This is a genomic window from Allobosea sp. GW823-FHT01F03, from assembly GCF_058798075.1.
The window spans coordinates 1,740,843-1,757,873 of sequence record NZ_CM179505.1 but is presented as its reverse complement, the minus strand read 5'-3'; the positions used below and the strand labels follow the sequence as shown (position 1 = coordinate 1,757,873).

The 17,031-nt window shown below is 65.9% G+C and carries 15 protein-coding genes, 2 tRNA genes and 2 pseudogenes; 10 read left to right on the top strand and 9 right to left on the bottom strand.

What is annotated here, in order from left to right; genetic code table 11:
• The first annotated feature begins 61 nt into the window (after positions 1 to 61).
• Both pobA and AC3RCC_RS08230 read left to right on the top strand, forming a co-directional pair.
• Positions 62 to 1,231: a 4-hydroxybenzoate 3-monooxygenase gene (pobA, locus tag AC3RCC_RS08235; RefSeq protein WP_291637149.1), complete on the top strand. Its 1,170-nt coding sequence runs from the start codon at positions 62 to 64 to the stop codon at positions 1,229 to 1,231.
• Positions 1,232 to 1,303: 72 nt separating this feature from the next.
• Positions 1,304 to 1,658 (top strand): annotated as a pseudogene (locus tag AC3RCC_RS08230) (transposase); the annotation flags it as partial.
• A 4-nt stretch (positions 1,659 to 1,662) separates the two neighbouring features.
• On the opposite strand, the gene AC3RCC_RS08225 reads toward AC3RCC_RS08230, so the two are convergent.
• Genes AC3RCC_RS08225 through AC3RCC_RS08210 form a run of 4 tightly spaced genes read right to left on the bottom strand, consistent with a single transcriptional unit; the run spans position 1,663 to position 5,355 of the window.
• Positions 1,663 to 2,346 (bottom strand): HD domain-containing protein, encoded by a 684-nt coding sequence (locus tag AC3RCC_RS08225; protein ID WP_492258127.1) that lies wholly within the window; start codon positions 2,344 to 2,346, stop codon positions 1,663 to 1,665.
• Between the two features lie 34 nt (positions 2,347 to 2,380).
• Positions 2,381 to 3,670, bottom strand: coding sequence for a TRAP transporter large permease (locus AC3RCC_RS08220; protein WP_492258126.1), 1,290 nt, complete (start codon positions 3,668 to 3,670; stop codon positions 2,381 to 2,383).
• 6 nt (positions 3,671 to 3,676) lie between these two features.
• On the bottom strand, positions 3,677 to 4,267 hold the full coding sequence (locus AC3RCC_RS08215; RefSeq protein ID WP_291637154.1) for a TRAP transporter small permease subunit: 591 nt from the start codon (positions 4,265 to 4,267) through the stop codon (positions 3,677 to 3,679).
• A gap of 26 nt (positions 4,268 to 4,293) precedes the next feature.
• On the bottom strand, positions 4,294 to 5,355 hold the full coding sequence (locus tag AC3RCC_RS08210; RefSeq protein WP_291637156.1) for a TRAP transporter substrate-binding protein: 1,062 nt from the start codon (positions 5,353 to 5,355) through the stop codon (positions 4,294 to 4,296).
• A gap of 109 nt (positions 5,356 to 5,464) precedes the next feature.
• Here AC3RCC_RS08210 and AC3RCC_RS08205 point away from each other — a divergent pair, with 109 nt between their 5' ends.
• Entirely contained in the window at positions 5,465 to 6,382 is a 918-nt protein-coding gene (locus tag AC3RCC_RS08205; protein ID WP_492258125.1) for a LysR family transcriptional regulator, read from the top strand.
• Positions 6,383 to 6,413: 31 nt separating this feature from the next.
• On the opposite strand, the gene AC3RCC_RS08200 is transcribed toward AC3RCC_RS08205, so the two are convergent.
• The gene (locus AC3RCC_RS08200) at positions 6,414 to 7,328 is read right to left on the bottom strand and encodes a LysR family transcriptional regulator (RefSeq protein WP_291637160.1); all 915 of its coding nucleotides are present in this window, start codon (positions 7,326 to 7,328) and stop codon (positions 6,414 to 6,416) included.
• A gap of 109 nt (positions 7,329 to 7,437) precedes the next feature.
• Between AC3RCC_RS08200 and AC3RCC_RS08195 the strand changes: the two genes are divergently transcribed.
• Genes AC3RCC_RS08195 through AC3RCC_RS08180 form a run of 4 tightly spaced genes read left to right on the top strand, consistent with a single transcriptional unit; the run spans position 7,438 to position 11,420 of the window.
• Positions 7,438 to 8,589 (top strand): mandelate racemase/muconate lactonizing enzyme family protein, encoded by a 1,152-nt coding sequence (locus AC3RCC_RS08195; RefSeq protein ID WP_492258124.1) that lies wholly within the window; start codon positions 7,438 to 7,440, stop codon positions 8,587 to 8,589.
• A 47-nt stretch (positions 8,590 to 8,636) separates the two neighbouring features.
• Positions 8,637 to 9,623 (top strand): TRAP transporter substrate-binding protein, encoded by a 987-nt coding sequence (locus AC3RCC_RS08190; RefSeq protein ID WP_492258123.1) that lies wholly within the window; start codon positions 8,637 to 8,639, stop codon positions 9,621 to 9,623.
• Complete coding sequence (locus tag AC3RCC_RS08185) at positions 9,620 to 10,132, top strand: TRAP transporter small permease (protein WP_492258122.1); 513 nt, start codon at positions 9,620 to 9,622, stop codon at positions 10,130 to 10,132. The genes AC3RCC_RS08190 and AC3RCC_RS08185 overlap by 4 nt, the downstream gene beginning before the upstream one ends.
• A 10-nt stretch (positions 10,133 to 10,142) precedes the next feature.
• On the top strand, positions 10,143 to 11,420 hold the full coding sequence (locus AC3RCC_RS08180; RefSeq protein ID WP_452119395.1) for a TRAP transporter large permease: 1,278 nt from the start codon (positions 10,143 to 10,145) through the stop codon (positions 11,418 to 11,420).
• A gap of 35 nt (positions 11,421 to 11,455) precedes the next feature.
• Here the strand turns inward: AC3RCC_RS08180 and AC3RCC_RS08175 are convergent.
• Positions 11,456 to 11,650 (bottom strand): annotated as a pseudogene (locus AC3RCC_RS08175) (hypothetical protein); the annotation flags it as partial.
• Between the two features lie 490 nt (positions 11,651 to 12,140).
• A tRNA-Gln gene (locus tag AC3RCC_RS08170) sits at positions 12,141 to 12,215 on the bottom strand.
• Positions 12,216 to 12,392: 177 nt separating this feature from the next.
• Between AC3RCC_RS08170 and AC3RCC_RS08165 the strand changes: the two genes are divergently transcribed.
• The 3 genes from AC3RCC_RS08165 (at position 12,393) to AC3RCC_RS08155 (ending at position 14,123) form a co-directional block, all read left to right on the top strand.
• Positions 12,393 to 12,469 (top strand) — tRNA-Pro (locus tag AC3RCC_RS08165).
• A 352-nt stretch (positions 12,470 to 12,821) separates the two neighbouring features.
• Positions 12,822 to 12,965, top strand: coding sequence for a hypothetical protein (locus tag AC3RCC_RS08160; protein WP_291644416.1), 144 nt, complete (start codon positions 12,822 to 12,824; stop codon positions 12,963 to 12,965).
• 210 nt (positions 12,966 to 13,175) lie between these two features.
• Positions 13,176 to 14,123: an MBL fold metallo-hydrolase gene (locus AC3RCC_RS08155; RefSeq protein WP_291644414.1), complete on the top strand. Its 948-nt coding sequence runs from the start codon at positions 13,176 to 13,178 to the stop codon at positions 14,121 to 14,123.
• 10 nt (positions 14,124 to 14,133) lie between these two features.
• Here the strand turns inward: AC3RCC_RS08155 and AC3RCC_RS08150 are convergent, their stop codons facing one another.
• Both AC3RCC_RS08150 and ilvD read right to left on the bottom strand, forming a co-directional pair.
• Positions 14,134 to 14,910, bottom strand: coding sequence for a DUF1499 domain-containing protein (locus tag AC3RCC_RS08150; RefSeq protein WP_492258121.1), 777 nt, complete (start codon positions 14,908 to 14,910; stop codon positions 14,134 to 14,136).
• Positions 14,911 to 15,109: 199 nt separating this feature from the next.
• Positions 15,110 to 16,951, bottom strand: a complete 1,842-nt coding sequence (gene ilvD / locus AC3RCC_RS08145) for a dihydroxy-acid dehydratase (protein WP_492258120.1) — start codon at positions 16,949 to 16,951, stop codon at positions 15,110 to 15,112.
• Positions 16,952 to 17,031 lie beyond the last annotated feature (80 nt).

Sequence of the window (17,031 nt, the reverse complement as noted above, 5' to 3'; positions counted from 1 at the left end):
TATGCGCGGGGAACGCGTAACCGGCCAGCTCCGAGCCGGAACGGCCGAGGACGTAACCAGAATGCGCACGCAAGTCGCGATCATCGGCGCGGGCCCGGCCGGCCTGCTGCTCGGCCAGCTGCTGCATGCGGCCGGGATCGAGAATGTCATCCTCGAGCAGCGCAGCGGCGACTATGTGCTCTCGCGCATCCGGGCCGGCGTCCTCGAAAGCGGCACGGTCCGGCTCCTCGATGCGGTCGGGGCCGGCACCCGCCTGCACGCCGAGGGCCTGCCGCATGACGGCTTCGACCTGCTCTTCGACGGCAAGCGCCACCGGATCGACCTCGCCGGGCTGACCGGCAAGCATGTCACCGTCTACGGCCAGACCGAGGTCACCCGCGACCTCATGGACCTGCGCGCCAGCCAGGGCGCGCTCACCGTCTACGAGGCGGAGAAGGTCGCCCTGCATGATTTCGACGGCGACGCCCCTTACGTCACCTATCTCGACCACGGCGAGCAGAAGCGTCTCGATTGCGACTTCATCGCCGGCTGCGACGGCTATCACGGCGTCTCGCGCGCCAGCGTGCCAAGCCGCGCCCTCAAGACCTTCGAACGGGTCTACCCCTTCGGCTGGCTCGGTCTGCTTGCCGATGTCCCGCCAGTCTCGCATGAGCTGATCTATGCCGGCGAGGAGCGCGGCTTCGCGCTCTGCTCGATGCGCTCGAACAGCCGCAGCCGCTATTACCTGCAATGCGCCCTGAACGAGCGCGTCGACGACTGGACGGACGAACGCTTCTGGGCCGAGCTGCGCCGCCGGCTCGACCCTGCGACCGCCGACGCCCTGGTCACCGGCCCTTCGCTCGAAAAGTCGCTGGCACCCCTGCGCTCCTTCGTCGCCGAGCCGATGCGCTTCGGCCGCTTGTTCCTCGCCGGAGATGCCGCCCATATCGTGCCGCCGACCGGCGCCAAGGGCCTGAACCTCGCCGCCAGCGACGTCCATTATCTCTCGCAAGCTCTGGGCGAGCATTATGCCGAGCGCTCATCCGCCGGCATCGACGCCTACTCGGCCCGCGCCCTCGCCCGCGTCTGGAAGGCCGAGCGCTTTTCCTGGTGGCTGACCGGGCTGATGCATCATTTTCCCGACCATGACGGCTTCGGCGGCCGGATCCAGCAGGCCGAGCGCGCCTATCTGATCTCGTCGCCAGCTGCGATGGCGGCGCTGGCGGAGAATTATGTCGGCCTGCCGTTCTGAGGAAAGAACACGAAATCTCGATGGAAGGGCCGGCTGAGATCAGGGCCGAGCTGGCAGCTCGCGACATGCGCATCGGCGCATGCCAGCGAGCAGAGCCCCTCTGACATCCTGAAGCGCCGGCAGGGCTGGTCAGAAAGCCGGCCCGATCTCGATCCGCAGCGCCTCGTCCTCATCGACCAGCCCCGGGCCTCGACCAACATGGCCCGCCGACACGGCCGCTGTCAGCGGTGAACGCCAGCGAATAGCCGTGCCGCATGGCCGTTGCACCCGGAGGGTCGCGCGTAGCAGCGATCACGACGACCTTCGTCGGCGCGTTAAGGCTGCGCGGCTTCATCGCACCCTGGCTGCTGGACGGGCCGTCAACCGCGACGCCTTCGAGACCTATCTCGCCAAGCTGCTCATGACCCGATTTGGCGCCCGCGATGTGGGGGCTAGAGCGCCGCGGATTTTGGCTTTCCGCTGACGCCGCCGGTCAGACCATCGAGCCAAGTGTCGGTTGTTGCGAACTGGCCACCGGCTTCGACCGTCTTCCAGAAGGTTACGTCGGCCCAATGGACGATCGTGTTTTCGAGACTGCGCTCCAGCAGTTCACCCTCGGCTGAGTGAGCGGCTGCGATATGGGCCACCGCCTCCGGCAGATCCATGGCAAAGCAGATGAAAACGCCGTAGCCGGGGTGACGGACCGAGGGGAAGCCGACAGCGTGGCGATCGGCCTTCCAACGCTGGACATTGTCGGGCTTGAACTCCCAGACCTTGCCGATGTCGTGGCAGAGCGCGCCGGCGATCAGGATGTCGCGGTCATAGCGGAAATTGGGGAACAGGCCCGCCATCTCCTCCGCCGTCTTCACCGCCAGGCGGCAGACCGAGCGCATATGGTCGCATTGCGTGCCGGTCAGCAAGGGCATCGAGTCGTAGTTGCCCGAGGGTTTCATCTCGCCGATCTGCGTGAAGCCATGGGCTTCGAGCGCAGCGACCCAGGCGTCGATGACCTTGTCACGCAGATCGCGATCCCCGATCCAATCGATCTCCGGCATCTCGGCGACGCGGGCGGCCCGCTTGGCTTCGGTGATCTCGATCGACTTGCCACGCAGCGATACGGTTCGCGGATAGGTCACATTCTTCTCCGAATTACAGATCGTTGGACGATGGTCACTGCGCGCCGATCAGGCGCGGCAGCCACATGACGATGCCGGGCGCGGCGATGATCAGGACGATCATGACGAGCAGGCTGCCGATGAAGGGGAGGACTCCGAGAATGACGTCGCTGATGACGCCGCGCCCCCGGACGCCCTGCACGACATAGAGATTGACCCCGACAGGCGGCGTGATCATCGCCGTCTCGCAGAGCAGGACCACCATGATGCCGAACCAGACCGGATCGAATCCGGCCTGGATCACGACCGGGACGATGATCGGAACCGTCACGATCATCATCGGCAATGGCTCCATGAAGCAGCCGAGGATCAGATAGAAGATGATGATCGCGACCAGCGTTCCCATCGGGTCGAGCCCGAGGCCGGTAATGAAGCTGTTCAGCGCGCCGACCAGGCCGATCGCGGACAGCACGAAGTTCAGGAAGAAGGCCGCTGCGACGATCAGCATGATCATCGCCGATGTCCGCATCGTGCCGTCGAGCGCCTCGAGGATCATCGAGACGGAGAGCCTGCGGTTGATCGCAGCCAGCCCGATTGCGACGACCACGCCGAGCGAAGCCGATTCCGTCGGCGTCGCGAAACCGGCATAGATGCTGCCGATCACGATCAGGAAGATGATCGCTGGCGGCACCAGCCCGCCGAGGCTGGCGATACGCTCGTTCCACGAGGTCTCGATCGCGCGCCCGCGCCATTGCGGCCGGATGAGGCAGCAGATCAGGATCGTCGCCATGAAGATCAGCCCGAGCGCGATACCGGGCACGAAACCGGCGAGATAGAGCTGCGGCACCGAGGTCTGCGTCAGCCAGCCATAGATGATCAGGTTGATCGAGGGCGGAATCAGGATGCCCAGTGTCCCACCCGCGGCGACCGTGCCGAGGAAGAGGCGCTCGCCATAGCCATAGGTCTTGATGACCGGGGTCGCGACCGTCCCGATCGTGGCGGCGGTCGCGACGCTCGATCCCGAGGTCGCCGCAAAGACCATCGACGCGCCGATATTGGCATGCATCAGCCCACCGGGAAGCCAGGCGAGCCAGTGGCTCATCGAGCGATAGAGGCGGTCCGCCATGCCCGAACGCAACAGGATCTCGCCGAGCAGCACGAACAGCGGCACGCTGACGAGGATGGCGTTGGTCGAGGCCGACCAGACAACCTCGCCCATGGCGAGATAGATCGGCATCGGCGAGAACGCCGCCCCGAGCGAGAGCGCAAGCAGCAGGAGCGCCGCGCCAACGGGGATGCTGAGCCCGAGCAGGACGATCAGCAGGCCAAGCGAGGTGGGGACCATGGTCGCTTATCTCGGGATCACGGGTTGCGCGTCGACGGCTTCGAGTGCCTCTTCGATCTCGTCAGCGACATCAGGCGTCGTGACGATCGCGCTGGCCGCGGCTCCGTCGCCGCGCATCAGCGCCAGGGCGACGCAACCCAGCTGTTCCACACAGACAAGCGCGAACCAGACCAGCCCGACGAACCAGAGGCCTTGCGGGATCACCAGCAACGTGCCGAGCGAGGTGTTTTCCCGCGCCCCGAGCTCCCAGGAGGCATAGACCGTATCCCAGGCGAACCAGGCGAGGATCAGCGCCACCGCACCGAGCGCGCCCAGCGCGAGAACGTCGAGGCCGAAGCGGATGCCGGGTGGCATCCAGTTCCGGACCACGTCGATGCGCACATGTGCGCGGTTCAGCAGGGCGTAGCTGAAGGACCAGCTGGCGGAGATCGCGAGCGCATAACTCGACAATTCCGTGCCGACGCTGAAGGGGATATGGATCACCTTGCGTGCCAGGATCTCGACGGTGATCACCACCGCCGATCCGACGAGCATCAGACCGCCGATGCGGGCCATCCAGAGCGAGACGACCGCGACGAGTGTGTGAAATCCCACCATGTGATGCGCCTCGCTGGGCGGCGGCGCTACTGCGCCGTCGCCTCGATGCCCGCGACCTTGCCGACGGTGGCGTTCCACTCGGCCACACATTCGGCGCCACAGCGCTTGGCCCAATCTGGCAGAATACGCTCGCGCAGGATCTTCTGCGCCGCAGCCTTGTCCGTATCGGACACGGTGACGAACTTCATCTTGGGATTGGCTTCGATGCCATCCTTGCACGGGCCGAGGCCGGTATTGCAGTTCACGCCGTCCTGGATGTCGCTGCCGGCCTGCGCCCACATGCGATCCTCGAGCTCGGCGAATTGTTGCTCGAGGAAGGTCCGCGTCTTCTCATCCAGCCGCGACCAACTGCGCAGATTGGCGCCGAAGAACGTCATCGACCAGCCCATCGGCAGCGCGTAGAGATGATCGCTCACCTCCCACCAGCGTGCCGTATTGCCGGCCGAGGTGCCGGTCACGGCGCATTGGGCGACGCCGCGCTGCATCGCCGGGATCACCTCTGCGAAGGGCACGTTCACCGAGGAGCCGCCGGCGCCCTCGACCATTTGCGACATGGCGCGGTTGAAGGTCCGCACCGCCTTGCCGCGTAGCGAGTCGAGCCCGGCGACATCGCCCTTGCAGTAGAACATCTGCGCTGCGACCGGGCTCATGCTCAGGAGCTTGGTGTTGTATTTGGTCTCCAGGGCCTTCGCGAGGGCGGGCCGGAAGGCGTCGGCGGCCTTGCGCTGGGTGGCGATGTCGACCGTGACGCCGGGCAGGTCGAGGCCGTCGAACCGGGAATCCTCGCCGGCCATGTAGCTCATCGTCGCTTCGGAGATGTCGAACACACCCTGGCGAAGCAGGCGCAGCACCTCGGGTCCACGCAGGCCGAGTTCCTCCAGCGATCCGAAGGTCGTCGTGATCGCGCCGTTCGTCTTCGCGGAAAGCGTCTCCGTGAAGAACGGCTTGTAGACCTTCTGGAACAGGTTCTGCGTCTGGTTCCCGCCAGACACTTTCAGATTGATCTTGGGAAAGTCCTGGGCCTGCGCAGCCATGGCCGACAGGCCGAAGCTCGCGAGGAACGTCAAAGTGCGGATCGGTCGCTGCATCATCTTCTCCCCTGGCGGGTCGGCTATCCGACTTCTGGTGAGAAGCCTAAGCCGCATTGCAATCGTAAATCCAATTGGATTATCTCGTTAGATCACATTGGATTTTTCAATGCGCCCGACGATTGCGGAACTGGAGGCCTTTGTCTGGACAGCCCGGCTGGGCTCCGTGCAGTCCGCAGCCAGACATCTCTTCCTGGCTCAGCCCACTGTGTCGCTGCGGCTGAAATCCCTTCAGGACGAGCTCGGCGTCAGGGTCTTCGAGCGATCCGGCGCGACATTGAGACTGAGCCCCGACGGAGAGCAGCTCTTCGGGCACGCCATATCGATCATCGAGGAACTCGCGCGCATGCGCGAACGGGCGGGGTCGACCGGCGCCCTGCACGGCACGGTGAAGGTCGGCATGCCGGAAACATTCGCGGTCGCTTGCCTGCCCAGAATCCTCAAAGACCTTGCCGCGCTCCATCCGATGCTGCGCCTCGAATTGTCTATCGCGACGAGCACGCAGCTTGAGGACGAGTTGCGCGAACACCGACTCGATCTCGCCATTCTGGTTCATCCCAGCGACGGCGCGGCCATCAGATTGGTCGAGCTTGGACGCCAGGAGGCTGCATGGGTTGCGGCCGAGAGCCTGCGACTGGGCCCGATCGTGCGACCAGCCGATCTGCAGGACTGTCAGATCCTGACCAACCCTCCCCCCTCTGCCATGCATCGGCAGATCACCGACTGGTTCAGCGCAGCGGATGTGAAACCCCGACGGCTCGACTTCTGCACGGGCCAGATGGTCATTGCCCATCTGGTCCAGGAGGGCGTTGCTGCCGCCTTCCTGCCCGTGAAGCTGATGGAGCCGGTCCTCGTGAGCGGGAGCGTCATCAAGCTACGCTCCGTGCCTGAGTTTCCTCATGCAGCCGTCTGCGCCGGTCATCGCATCGGCGGGGCCACGGCCGAGATCGAGGCGGTCATCGCCGCGGCGCAACGTGTCCTGGGCCAGGTTCCGTTCCTGTTGTCGCCGCTGGGCTCGGAAGCCTGACACCCCGCTGCTTGTATTCGGGCTTGGCCACTCAGCTCGCCCCATCGACCTTGAGGTAGTCGATGGCCTCCAGAGCCTTCTGGATCGATTTCACCATCGCGCTCACCGGTGCGGTCAGGCCGCCCTCGGGATAGCTCGCATAGACCCGGCCATGGATCAGGTCCGGCACCGATCGCAGGACGGTGACCAGTCCAGCCCCGACTTCCGCTTCCATCATGCGGGCCGGCAGCACCCCGAGCGCCACACCCGACGAGACGAGATGGCCGATGACGGCGACGCTGTTGCACAGATCGTGGCTCAGCGGTTCGAGGCCGGCAGTGGCGAACCAGTCCTTGATCTGGCGGAACATCGCCGATCGCGGCTGATTGCTGACGATCGGCAGGCCGACCAGATCGCGCGGGCGCACTTCCGGTCCCAGCCCCCATTTCACCGAGGCGACCCAGGCCGTGTCCTGCACGCCGAGCGGGACGAGCTTCATGCCGGGCCTGCCGATAGGGTTGACCAGCACGGCGAGATCGAGATGCCGGTCGTTCAGCTCTCGCTCCAATTCATAGCTGATCGAGACCACATATTCTGCCTTCAACAACGGATAGTCGCTCCGCACAGTCTCGAGCAGCGTCGGCAGGCAGGTCATCGCGAAGCCCTCCGCAAAGCCGACGCGGATGCTTCCCGTCACCACCTCCGGGTCCGTCTGGAGCATGATCCGGTCCGCCTCCTCCAGCAGCGCCGCGGCGCGCGGCAGGAGCGCGAGGCCGTCGGCGGTCGCCACGAGCCCACGGCCGTTGCGCTGGAAGAGCTTGACGTCGAGCGCCTGTTCGAGATCCCGCAGGCGCAGCGAAATGGTCGGCTGCGACATGTGAAGGTGGCTGGCCGCCTTGCTGAGGGAACCCAGCCGGGCGGTCCAGAAGAAAGCCTCGAGCTGCGCGATGGTGAACCTCAGGCCCATGGCATTCCATATTTGGATTTCTGATGAATCGTGCCGTAGATAATCAAATTAGATTAGCGTTGGCAAAGATGCTTTACGATGGCTTCCCTGCCTCGGTTCATCACTTGTCATGCTTTCAACGCCTCCCAGGATCATCCGCATCGACGGGTTCGAGCTCTGCGCCAAGCTGAGCCAGACCATCGGCAATTCCCGGCAGATGTTCGACCGCCGCGGCGCGCTGCTGCTGCGGGTGGTGAGCGATAGCGGTGCGGTCGGCTGGGGCGAAAGCTGGGCCTATCCCGGCGCGGCCGCGGCGCTTGTGCGGGAGCACTTCGCGCCGGCGCTGATCGGCCATGATGCGACGCTGCCGCAGGCCGGCTGGCAGGCCATGGCCGCGCGACTGGGCTATGACCGGCGCGGCATCTCAACGATGGCGCTCGGTGGGCTCGACGTCGCGCTTTGGGATCTCGCCGGCCAGATCGCCGGCAAGCCGGTTCACGCCCTGCTCGGCGGCAAGCTGCGCAGCCGGATCCCGGCCTATGTCAGTGGCCCGTTCATGAAGCCCGGCAGCGCGCCCTATCGTGATTTCGTGGCCGATATCGCCGGCTATCTCGATGCCGGCTTCCGGGCGATCAAGCTCAGGATGGGCACCGATCCGGCCTGCGACGGCGCAACGGCTCGCAAGGTCCGCGCGCAGATCGGCGAGACGATGCCGTTGATGATCGACCTGAACGAGGGCTTTTCCGTCGAAGGTGGGCTCGCGATCGCGCAGCGCCTCGCCGAGGTCGACCCGGTCTGGCTCGAGGAGCCGATCGCTCACGACAACCTGCCAGGCTATCGCCGCTTTGCCGCGGCCTCGCCGATTCCGCTGGCGGGAGGCGAGGCCCTTTTCGGACTGCGGGCCTTCCGCGACTACCTGGCGGCCGGCGTCTTCGACTTCGTCCAGCCCGATCTCGGGCTGTGCGGCGGGCTTTCCGAAGGCATGCGGATTTCGGCTCTGTGCGAGGCGTTCGAGGTCGCGCTGGTTCCCCATGTCTGGGGCTCGGTCGTCAACTTCCAGGCGTCGCTGCATTTCGCCGCCTGCCTGCCGGAGCGGCGCGGCCGCCAGCGCTGGCCACTGTTCGAGTATGATCCGTCGGAAAATCCGCTGCGCACCGCCTTTGCCAGCCATCCCCTAGACGCCGACGGCGCGGTTGCCGTCCCGGACGCACCGGGACTGGGCCTCGACCTGACGCCTGAGCGGCTCGAACCCTTCATCACCAGCCACTGGACCATCGAATAACCGGCTCGTCGGATCCAACCGCGACCGTCATCACAGAGGAGACGACCATGCGACTGACCGCCATTCTCCGTTCCGCGCTTCTGGGCGCGGCCTGCCTCGCCGGCTTCTCATCCGCCTCGGCGCAGCAGCCCAAGGTGCTCAACCTGGCTTTCGTCGGTCGCGCCACGGCGCCCGAAGGCGTCGCGATGACCGCCTTCGCCGAGGAGATCAAGGCCAAGACCAATGGCCGCATCGAGATTCGTCTGCATCCCGGCGGAGCGCTGGGTGGCGATCGCGAGGTGCTGGAAGGCCTGCAGATCGGCACCGTCGACCTGACCGTCCCCTCGACCTCGGTCATCGCCAATTTCGTGCCCGAGGTTCAGGTCTTCGACATTCCGTTCCTGTTCCGCGACTTCGACCACGCGCAGGCTGTGCTCGACGGTCCGATCGGCCAGGAGATCCTGGCCAAGTTCAAGGCCAAGGGCCTGCAGGGCCTGGCCTTCGGGGGCATCGGCTTTCGTCAGCTCACCAATAGCCGCCGGCCGGTCAACGCCCCCGAAGACGTCAAGGGCCTGAAGATCCGCACCCAGGAGAACCAGATCCATCTCCAGGTCTGGCGCGCGCTCGGTGCTCTGCCGACGCCGATGGCGCTGCCCGAGGTGTTCACGGCGCTGCAGCAGGGCGTCGTGGACGGACAGGAAAATCCGATCGGCGCTATCCTCAACAACAAGTTCGGCCAGGTGCAGAAGTATCTCACCATCACCAACCACGCCTTCACGCCGGTCGGCTTCGTCATGGCACCGCGCGCCTTCGAAGCGCTGTCGCCGGAGGACCGGAAGCTGTTCGTCGAGGCCGGGCGCCGCGCCATGGCGATCTGCAAGGACGAGGTTGCGAAGGTGGAGAAGACCGGCATCGACGAATTGCGCAAGCTCGGCCTGCAGGTCGTCGAGAAGGTCGACACCGCCAAGTTCCAGGACCTGCTGAAGCCGGCTTTCGCCGAACTCGGCAAGCGCTTCGGCGAAGCGACGATCGCGCGCATCAAGGACCAGAAGTGAGCGCGCAGCCGAACCGGCCGGTCGCGCTGCTGCTCGCGACCGAGCGCCTCGTCACCGGCGCAGCGCTCGGCCTGGGCTGCGTCGCGATGGCGGTTGCCGCCTGCGCCGGCCTCTTCCAGGTGCTCACCCGGTTCATCCTGCAGGAGCCGGCGACCTGGTCGGAGCCGCTGATCCGGATGATGCTGATCTGGATGGCCTATCTCGGGCTTGCGGCGGCGGTGCGGGCCGGCTCGCTGGTTTCAGTCGATCTGCTCTATCGGCTGGTGCGTGGCCGGAGGCGCCGCGTGCTCGAGGGGCTGATCGCGCTGGTGACTCTTGCCTTGCTCGGCGTCCTCGTCTGGTTCGGCATCGATCTGACCGACCGCGTGCGCTTCCAGAACCTCGCCGGTCTCGAGATCCCGGTGAGCTATGCCTATGCCGCGATCCCGGCGGGCGCCCTGGTCTCGATGCTGGCCGTCGTTGCGCACTTCTTCGACCCGCGCCGCGAAGAACTCGAAACCGCGGTCTGAGGAGCCGATCATGACCGCGACCATGCTCGTCACGATGTGCGTCCTGTTCCTGTGCTCCGTGCCTGTCGCTATCGCAGTGGGGCTGGCGGCGGTCGCGGGGCTTGGACTTCACACGCAGTTGCCTCTGGTCCTCGTGGCGCAGCAGGCCTTCGCCGCGCTCGACAAGTTCCCGCTCGCTGCGGTGCCCTTCTTCATCCTCGCCGGCAATCTGATGGGCGAAGGCGGCATCTCGCGAAGGCTCGTCGATTTCGCCAAGAGCCTCGTCGGCGGCGTGCAGGGCGGGCTGGCTTGCTCCTGCATCCTGACCTGCATGATCTTCGCTGCGGTTTCGGGCTCCAGCGTCGCCACGACCTTCGCGATCGGCGCGATCCTGATCCCGGCCATGGTCCGGCACGGCTATCCATTGCCCTTCGCGGCGTCCTTGCAGGCGAGCGCGGCGGAACTCGGCGTCATCATCCCCCCATCCATCCCGATGATCCTTTATGGCGTGGCGGCCGAAGTCTCGATCGGCGAGCTCTTCGTCGCCGGCTTCGGGCCGGGCTTCCTGATCGCTGGCGCGCTGATGCTGGCGGTCTGGCTCTGGTGCCGCATCAAGGGCTACGGCAAGACCGACCGGGAGGGCCGCCTCGGAGTCCTGCCGGCGACGCGCGCGGCGGGGCTGGCGCTGATGATGCCGGTGATCATCCTCGGTGGCATCTACGGAGGGGTGTTCACCCCCACGGAGGCATCGATCGTCGCCGTTTTCTACGCGCTGATCGTCAGCTGCCTCATCTACCGCGAGCTCGATCTGCCCGGTGTGATCGCGATCCTGCGCAAGTCGGTGATATCGTCCTCGGTGATCATGATGATCATCGCGATGGCGGGGCTGTTCAGCTTCCTGCTGACGCGCGCCGGCGTTCCCGCGCAGATCGGCGCCTACATCATCGCGACCTTCGACAGCGGCTGGTCGTTCCTGCTCGCGGTGAACCTGTTCCTCTTCATCATCGGCATGTTCATCGAGACCTCGGCCGCGATCATCGTGCTGGCGCCGATCCTTGCGCCCGTCGCAGCCAGCTTCGGCATCGACCCCGTCCATTTCGGCATGGTCATGGTCGTCAATCTGGCGCTCGGGATGATCACGCCTCCCTTCGGCGTCAATCTCTTCGCAGCCTGCGCCGTGGCGAGGATCTCGCTCGATCGCATGACGAAATCGCTGATGCCGTTCATCGGCGTTGTGCTGGCCTGCCTGATGCTGATCACATACGCACCCTGGATTTCGCTGGCTCTGCGCGATCTCGTCTATCGCTGATCTCGCCCGCCGGAATCCGGTTTGCGGGATCCGTTCTATCGATTTGAATGGTCCCGGGTTTCGTAGACGCGGTCGGGCTGGATATCGTGCTGTCGTCCGGACACGGCGGGTGACAGCATCCCGCTCCTGACATGCGTGCGTCTGGGCTTGCGGAACATTTCCATCTCATCGAACAGGTCCTGCCGAGCCTCATCGCGCGTCCGGTAGGTTTTGCGGCGGATTCGGAATCGCCAGGGATGCAGGGCCAGCCGCGCCACAACATGCCGACACCCGCGAACATGGACGAAGTACTGTTTTAGCGGTCTAGCGATGGAAACCGCCCACAACGCATCCATGCGGACCAGCGCATCTGGCATTGCGATACGAGCCCTGCAGGGTCATGAAGCAAATCCCCTGGCGCCTGATGCCGGGCATCCTGGGGAACCACAAGCTGGCGGACATTGCCGCGCATCTAGTTTGCGAGAACTGCGGCACCCGAGCGGCCCCCGAGAGCGTCAGCCCGCGCGCGCAATCAGATGCCGCTGGCTTCGCTACGCGGTTTTAGACCTTCTGGGAAAGATCGCAGCGCGCTACGGCCTTGTCTCAAAGATCGCGGCGAACCGTCTCAAAGATCGCGGCGCGCTACAGTCAATTCATGGACAAAGTGGCCGAGTCCGAGGGTCGCTCAGAGTCGCTGAGTGTCACTCACTGAACGCCAACTTATTGAAAAATCGAGAAAAATGGCTGGGGCGGGAGGATTCGAACCTCCGAATGGCGGTACCAAAAACCGCTGCCTTACCACTTGGCGACGCCCCAATGCGGCTTGCCTTCTAGAGCGCAGCAGCGAAGCGCGCAATATCGGATCGGCGTCGATCACAAGATGTCTTGGCCCTGACAGGCGCCATCGCAGCTTTCTGCAGAAGTTTGCGTTTTCCTGTCGGTTGCCTGTTGCGCAGCATCAAGCGGCTGGCTATAAGCCGGCCACCAGTTGATCGGAGTGTGGCTCAGCCTGGTAGAGCACCTCGTTCGGGACGAGGGGGTCGCAGGTTCAAATCCTGCCACTCCGACCAAAATTTCCAGTTAAGTCAACTGGTTAAGAGGGCGCCTCAGGGCGCCCTTTCTTTTTTTGCCGATCAGGCCAGCGAGCGAATGGCCGCCCGACAGATCGGCGGCCATTCGCTCGGGGCGCTCGCCGTCACCTCCCGTTCCGTGCCGGCCGCGTCGCCCCGGCGCCGTGCCCGAAAGCGACGCGATCAGCGATCACGAGACGGATAGGATCGCGAGGGGCGAGTAGCCTGTGGGCACAGAAAGCGGCCCGGCATTTCTCGACGGCAGATGGCGCCGGCTCCAGCACTTTCGCCCCTTGGCGCCCCCGACCGGCTTTCGCTAGGCTATGTCCCGGCAAGCGGAGCAGGGCCGGCAATGACGCGCATCGTTCGAATCGCTGCAATCCTCGGCCTGGCGCTTACGCTCGCCGGCTGCGACCGTTGCGGTAAGCTGCTGGAGCTCGACATGTTCCTCCAGCCGGTGAAGAAGGTCTGCACCGACAGCAAGCCCGGCGGCTGAGCTCGCCGACATCCCCTCGGCGAGGGTGCCGCCCATGCATGGCGCCCTGCGCCCCGGCGGCCGGACCTCCGAGCCTGCCGGTGGATGCCGATTGACGATCTATCTCTTTGTGAAAGCGTCCGATTCGCCCGAAAAGCGGTTTCCACTTCTCGGCATGATGCTCTAGAACGGCCGCGCGCGGCACAGGGCCGGCCGGCCCCGGATGCAGTCATGAACCAGAGCCGCGAACAGAGGACGGGCAACGAGATGGCCGAGCCGCTCACCTTCGACCGCGAGGCGCTGAGCTCTGGTACTGTGGTGCAGCTTTCGCCGCTGGTCCGTCGCATCGTCGCCGGCAATGGCGGGCCGATGACCTTCACCGGCACCTGCAGCTACATAATCGGCCACGGCAAGGTCGCGATCATCGACCCCGGCCCCGACGACCCCGCCCATGTCGCCAGCCTGCTCGCGGCAGTCGCGGGCGAGAGCGTCGAGCAGATCGTCATCACCCACACCCATCGCGACCATTCTCCGGCGAGCCGCGCCATCAAGGCCGCGACCGGCGCCGCGATCGTCGGTTGCAGCCCGCACCGCCCCGCCCGCGAGCTCGCGCTCGGCGAGATCAACCCGCTCGACGCCGCAGCCGACAGGGACTACGCGCCGGATCTGGTGATGGGTGATGGCGACGCCGTTTCCGGCCAGGGCTGGAGCCTGCGCGCGGTCGAGACGCCCGGCCACACCGCCAACCATCTCGCCTTCGCCCTCGACGAGGAGGAGACGCTGTTCTCCGGCGACCATGTCATGGCCTGGTCGACCTCGATCGTCGCGCCGCCCGACGGCTCGATGGTCGCCTATATGGCCTCGATCGAGAAGCTGCGCGGCGCGGACCATCGCCTCTACTGGCCGGGCCATGGCGGGCCGGTGCGTGAGCCGCAGCGTTTCCTGCGCGGGCTGGTGCAGCACCGGCGCCAGCGCGAAGCGGCGATTCTCAACCGGCTGCGGGCCGGCGACGAGACGATCTCCGCCATGGTGCCGATGATCTATCTGGATCTGGCACCGGCGCTGCATGGCGCCGCCTCGCTCTCGGTCCTCGCACAGCTCGAGGATCTGGTCGCGCGCGGCATCGTGCTCTGCGACGACGCCCTGCCCGCGCTGGCGAGCCGCTACCAATTGGCTTGAGAGCGGAGCCTCAGCGCAACTCCACCAGCAGCTTCACCTCCTCCTCGAAGGCGGCGATGCGCCTGGCATTGCCGCCGAAATCGAAACCGCCGAGCCGCGAGGCTGAACGGATGTCGATCCGGCTGCCATCGGCGCGCGGCCGGATCCGGATGGTGATATCGTCGACCAGGCGCAGCACGCGCGAATGCGCCACCGCATCGAGCCGCCCCGCGCCGCTGCGCCCACCCGGCGCCGCGCCCTCCAGCACCCGCCAGCCGAGATTGACGGAGGCTTTGCGGGCAATGTCATAGGCGACCTCGGCCGGCAGCTCGAGCACGATCGGCAAAGCGCGCGGATAGCCTTGGCGCTGCGCCTTGCGCCGCTCGGCCGGCACATCCGGCGGCACCAGCCCCTGACGCGCCGCGAGCGCGACGCGCGAGCGGCTGAAGGCCGGCGGCTCCTCGATATCGGTCGAGACGTCGCTGAGCAGCGGCAGCGTCGCGAGCTGGAAACCGGCATAAGCCACCGGCAGCAGCAGGAGCAGGCTGAGCACGAAGGCGAAGGCGGCGATGCCGATGCCGCGATGCCCGTCCTGCCAGATCCGCACGAAGGCGGCGAGCGACAGCAGCAGGGCCAGCAGAACGAAGACATAGGCTCCGGCGATCGGCGCCAGCCTTTCCACCGAAGGCTGCCCGAAGCGGAAGATCACCACCGCGAGCACGACGACCGTCAGACCGAACAGCGCCAGCCGGCGGCTCCAGATCGCCGCACGCGAAACCGGTTCCTCGAAGACGAGACGGCGGTGCATGCCTCTTAGGTGGCCGAGCGCCGCGCGGAAGGCAAGCGGGCGATTTCGGCACCGCTTCCTGGTGGGTCATCCCGGCCGGCGCCGCGAGGCGGCACAGAGCCGGGATCCCAGCCTGAACTTCGCCGGAACAGGCTCCGGCATGGATCCCGGGTCGGGCTGCGCTCGCCCGGGACGACCGGGAAAGGCCCGGGCGACGCGCTCAGTCGATTGCCCGGACCGCCCCCTTCGCCGCGCTGGTCGCCAGCGCCGCATAGGCCTTCAGCGCGGTCGAGACCTTGCGCTTGCGCGGCGCCGCCGGCTTCCAGGCATCCTTGCCCTTGGCCTCCATCGCGGCGCGGCGGCGCGCCAGCTCCTCGTCGGAGATCTTCAGGTTGATGCTGCGGTTCGGGATGTCGATCTCGATGACGTCGCCGCCCTCGACCAGGCCGATCGCGCCCCCTTCCGCCGCTTCCGGCGAGACATGGCCGATGGAGAGGCCGGAGGAGCCGCCCGAGAAGCGCCCGTCGGTGACCAGCGCACAGGCCTTTCCGAGCCCTTTCGACTTCAGATAGCTGGTCGGATAGAGCATTTCCTGCATGCCCGGCCCGCCGCGCGGCCCCTCATAGCGGATCAGCACGATCTCGCCGGGCTTGACCTTGTTGTTGAGGATGCCCTCGACCGCCGCGTCCTGGCTCTCGAAGATCACCGCGGCGCCCGAGAAGGTCAGGATCGAGGCGTCAACGCCGGCCGTCTTCACGATGCAGCCATCGAGCGCGATGTTGCCGTAGAGCACGGCAAGGCCGCCATCCTGCGAATGGGCATGCGCCTTGTCGCGGATCACGCCGGTCTCGCGGTCGAGATCGAGCTCGGCATAGCGCCGGTCCTGACTGAAGGCGGTCTGCGTCGGCACGCCGCCCGGCGCGGCGCTGTAGAAGCTCTTCACCGCCTCGCTGGTGGTCTGCCTGATGTCCCAGCGCTCGAGCGCCTCAGCCATCGTCGCGGCATGCACGGTCGGCAGCGAGGTGTCGATCAGCCCGGCGCGATCGAGCTCACCGAGGATCGCCATGATGCCGCCGGCGCGGTGCACGTCCTCCATATGGACGTTGGCGACCGAGGGCGCGACCTTGCACAGCACCGGGACATTGCGCGACAGCCGGTCGATATCGGCCATGGTGAAGTCGATCTCGGCCTCATGCGCCGCTGCCAGCAGGTGCAGCACGGTGTTGGTCGAGCCGCCCATCGAGATGTCGAGCGTCATCGCGTTCTCGAAGGCCTTGAAGCTCGCGACATTGCGCGGCAGCACCGAGACGTCGTCCTGCTCGTACCAGCGCTTGGCGATGTCGACGATCAGATGGCCGGCCTCGACGAAGAGGCGCTTGCGGTCGGCATGGGTCGCCAGCGTCGAGCCATTGCCCGGGAGCGCGAGGCCGAGCGCCTCGGTCAGGCAGTTCATCGAATTGGCGGTGAACATGCCCGAGCAGGAGCCGCAGGTCGGGCAGGCCGAGCGCTCGATCACCTCGACTTCGCTGTCGCTGAGGTTGCTGTCGGCGGCAGCGACCATGGCATCGACCAGATCGACCTTCTTCAGCACGCCCTCGGCGATGAACTTGCCGGCCTCCATCGGGCCGCCCGAGACGAAGACGGTCGGGATGTTGAGGCGCATCGCCGCCATCAGCATGCCTGGCGTGATCTTGTCGCAATTCGAGATGCAGACCATGGCGTCGGCACAATGGGCGTTGACCATGTACTCGACGCTGTCGGCAATCAGCTCACGCGAGGGCAGCGAATAGAGCATGCCGTCATGGCCCATGGCGATGCCGTCATCGACCGCAATGGTGTTGAATTCCTTGGCGACGCCGCCGGCCTTCTCGATCTCGCGCGCGACGAGCTGGCCGAGATCTTTCAGATGGACATGACCCGGCACGAACTGGGTGAACGAGTTCACCACCGCGATGATCGGCTTGCCGAAATCCGAATCCTTCATGCCGGTGGCGCGCCAGAGCCCACGGGCGCCGGCCATGTTGCGGCCATGGGTGGTGGTGGCGGATCTCAACCTCGGCATGCTTGACCTCTTCGCCCATACGCTCAAACAGAGAGTTTGGGACTAAGGCTAGCGACCGCGGCTGACCAGCCAAAATTGAA

Excerpts from the sequence above, each read along its gene's own strand:
- AC3RCC_RS08220 (WP_492258126.1), bottom strand. The coding sequence starts at position 3,670 with ATGGTCCCCACCTCGCTTGGCCTGCTGATCGTCCTGCTCGGGCTCAGC.
- pobA (WP_291637149.1), top strand. The coding sequence starts at position 62 with ATGCGCACGCAAGTCGCGATCATCGGCGCGGGCCCGGCCGGCCTGCTG.
- AC3RCC_RS08200 (WP_291637160.1), bottom strand. The coding sequence starts at position 7,328 with ATGGGCCTGAGGTTCACCATCGCGCAGCTCGAGGCTTTCTTCTGGACC.
- AC3RCC_RS08215 (WP_291637154.1), bottom strand. The coding sequence starts at position 4,267 with ATGGTGGGATTTCACACACTCGTCGCGGTCGTCTCGCTCTGGATGGCC.
- AC3RCC_RS08205 (WP_492258125.1), top strand. The coding sequence starts at position 5,465 with ATGCGCCCGACGATTGCGGAACTGGAGGCCTTTGTCTGGACAGCCCGG.
- AC3RCC_RS08190 (WP_492258123.1), top strand. The coding sequence starts at position 8,637 with ATGCGACTGACCGCCATTCTCCGTTCCGCGCTTCTGGGCGCGGCCTGC.
- ilvD (WP_492258120.1), bottom strand. The coding sequence starts at position 16,951 with ATGCCGAGGTTGAGATCCGCCACCACCACCCATGGCCGCAACATGGCC.
- AC3RCC_RS08150 (WP_492258121.1), bottom strand. The coding sequence starts at position 14,910 with ATGCACCGCCGTCTCGTCTTCGAGGAACCGGTTTCGCGTGCGGCGATC.
- AC3RCC_RS08160 (WP_291644416.1), top strand. The coding sequence starts at position 12,822 with ATGACGCGCATCGTTCGAATCGCTGCAATCCTCGGCCTGGCGCTTACG.
- AC3RCC_RS08210 (WP_291637156.1), bottom strand. The coding sequence starts at position 5,355 with ATGCAGCGACCGATCCGCACTTTGACGTTCCTCGCGAGCTTCGGCCTG.
- AC3RCC_RS08195 (WP_492258124.1), top strand. The coding sequence starts at position 7,438 with ATGCTTTCAACGCCTCCCAGGATCATCCGCATCGACGGGTTCGAGCTC.
- AC3RCC_RS08180 (WP_452119395.1), top strand. The coding sequence starts at position 10,143 with ATGACCGCGACCATGCTCGTCACGATGTGCGTCCTGTTCCTGTGCTCC.
- AC3RCC_RS08155 (WP_291644414.1), top strand. The coding sequence starts at position 13,176 with ATGAACCAGAGCCGCGAACAGAGGACGGGCAACGAGATGGCCGAGCCG.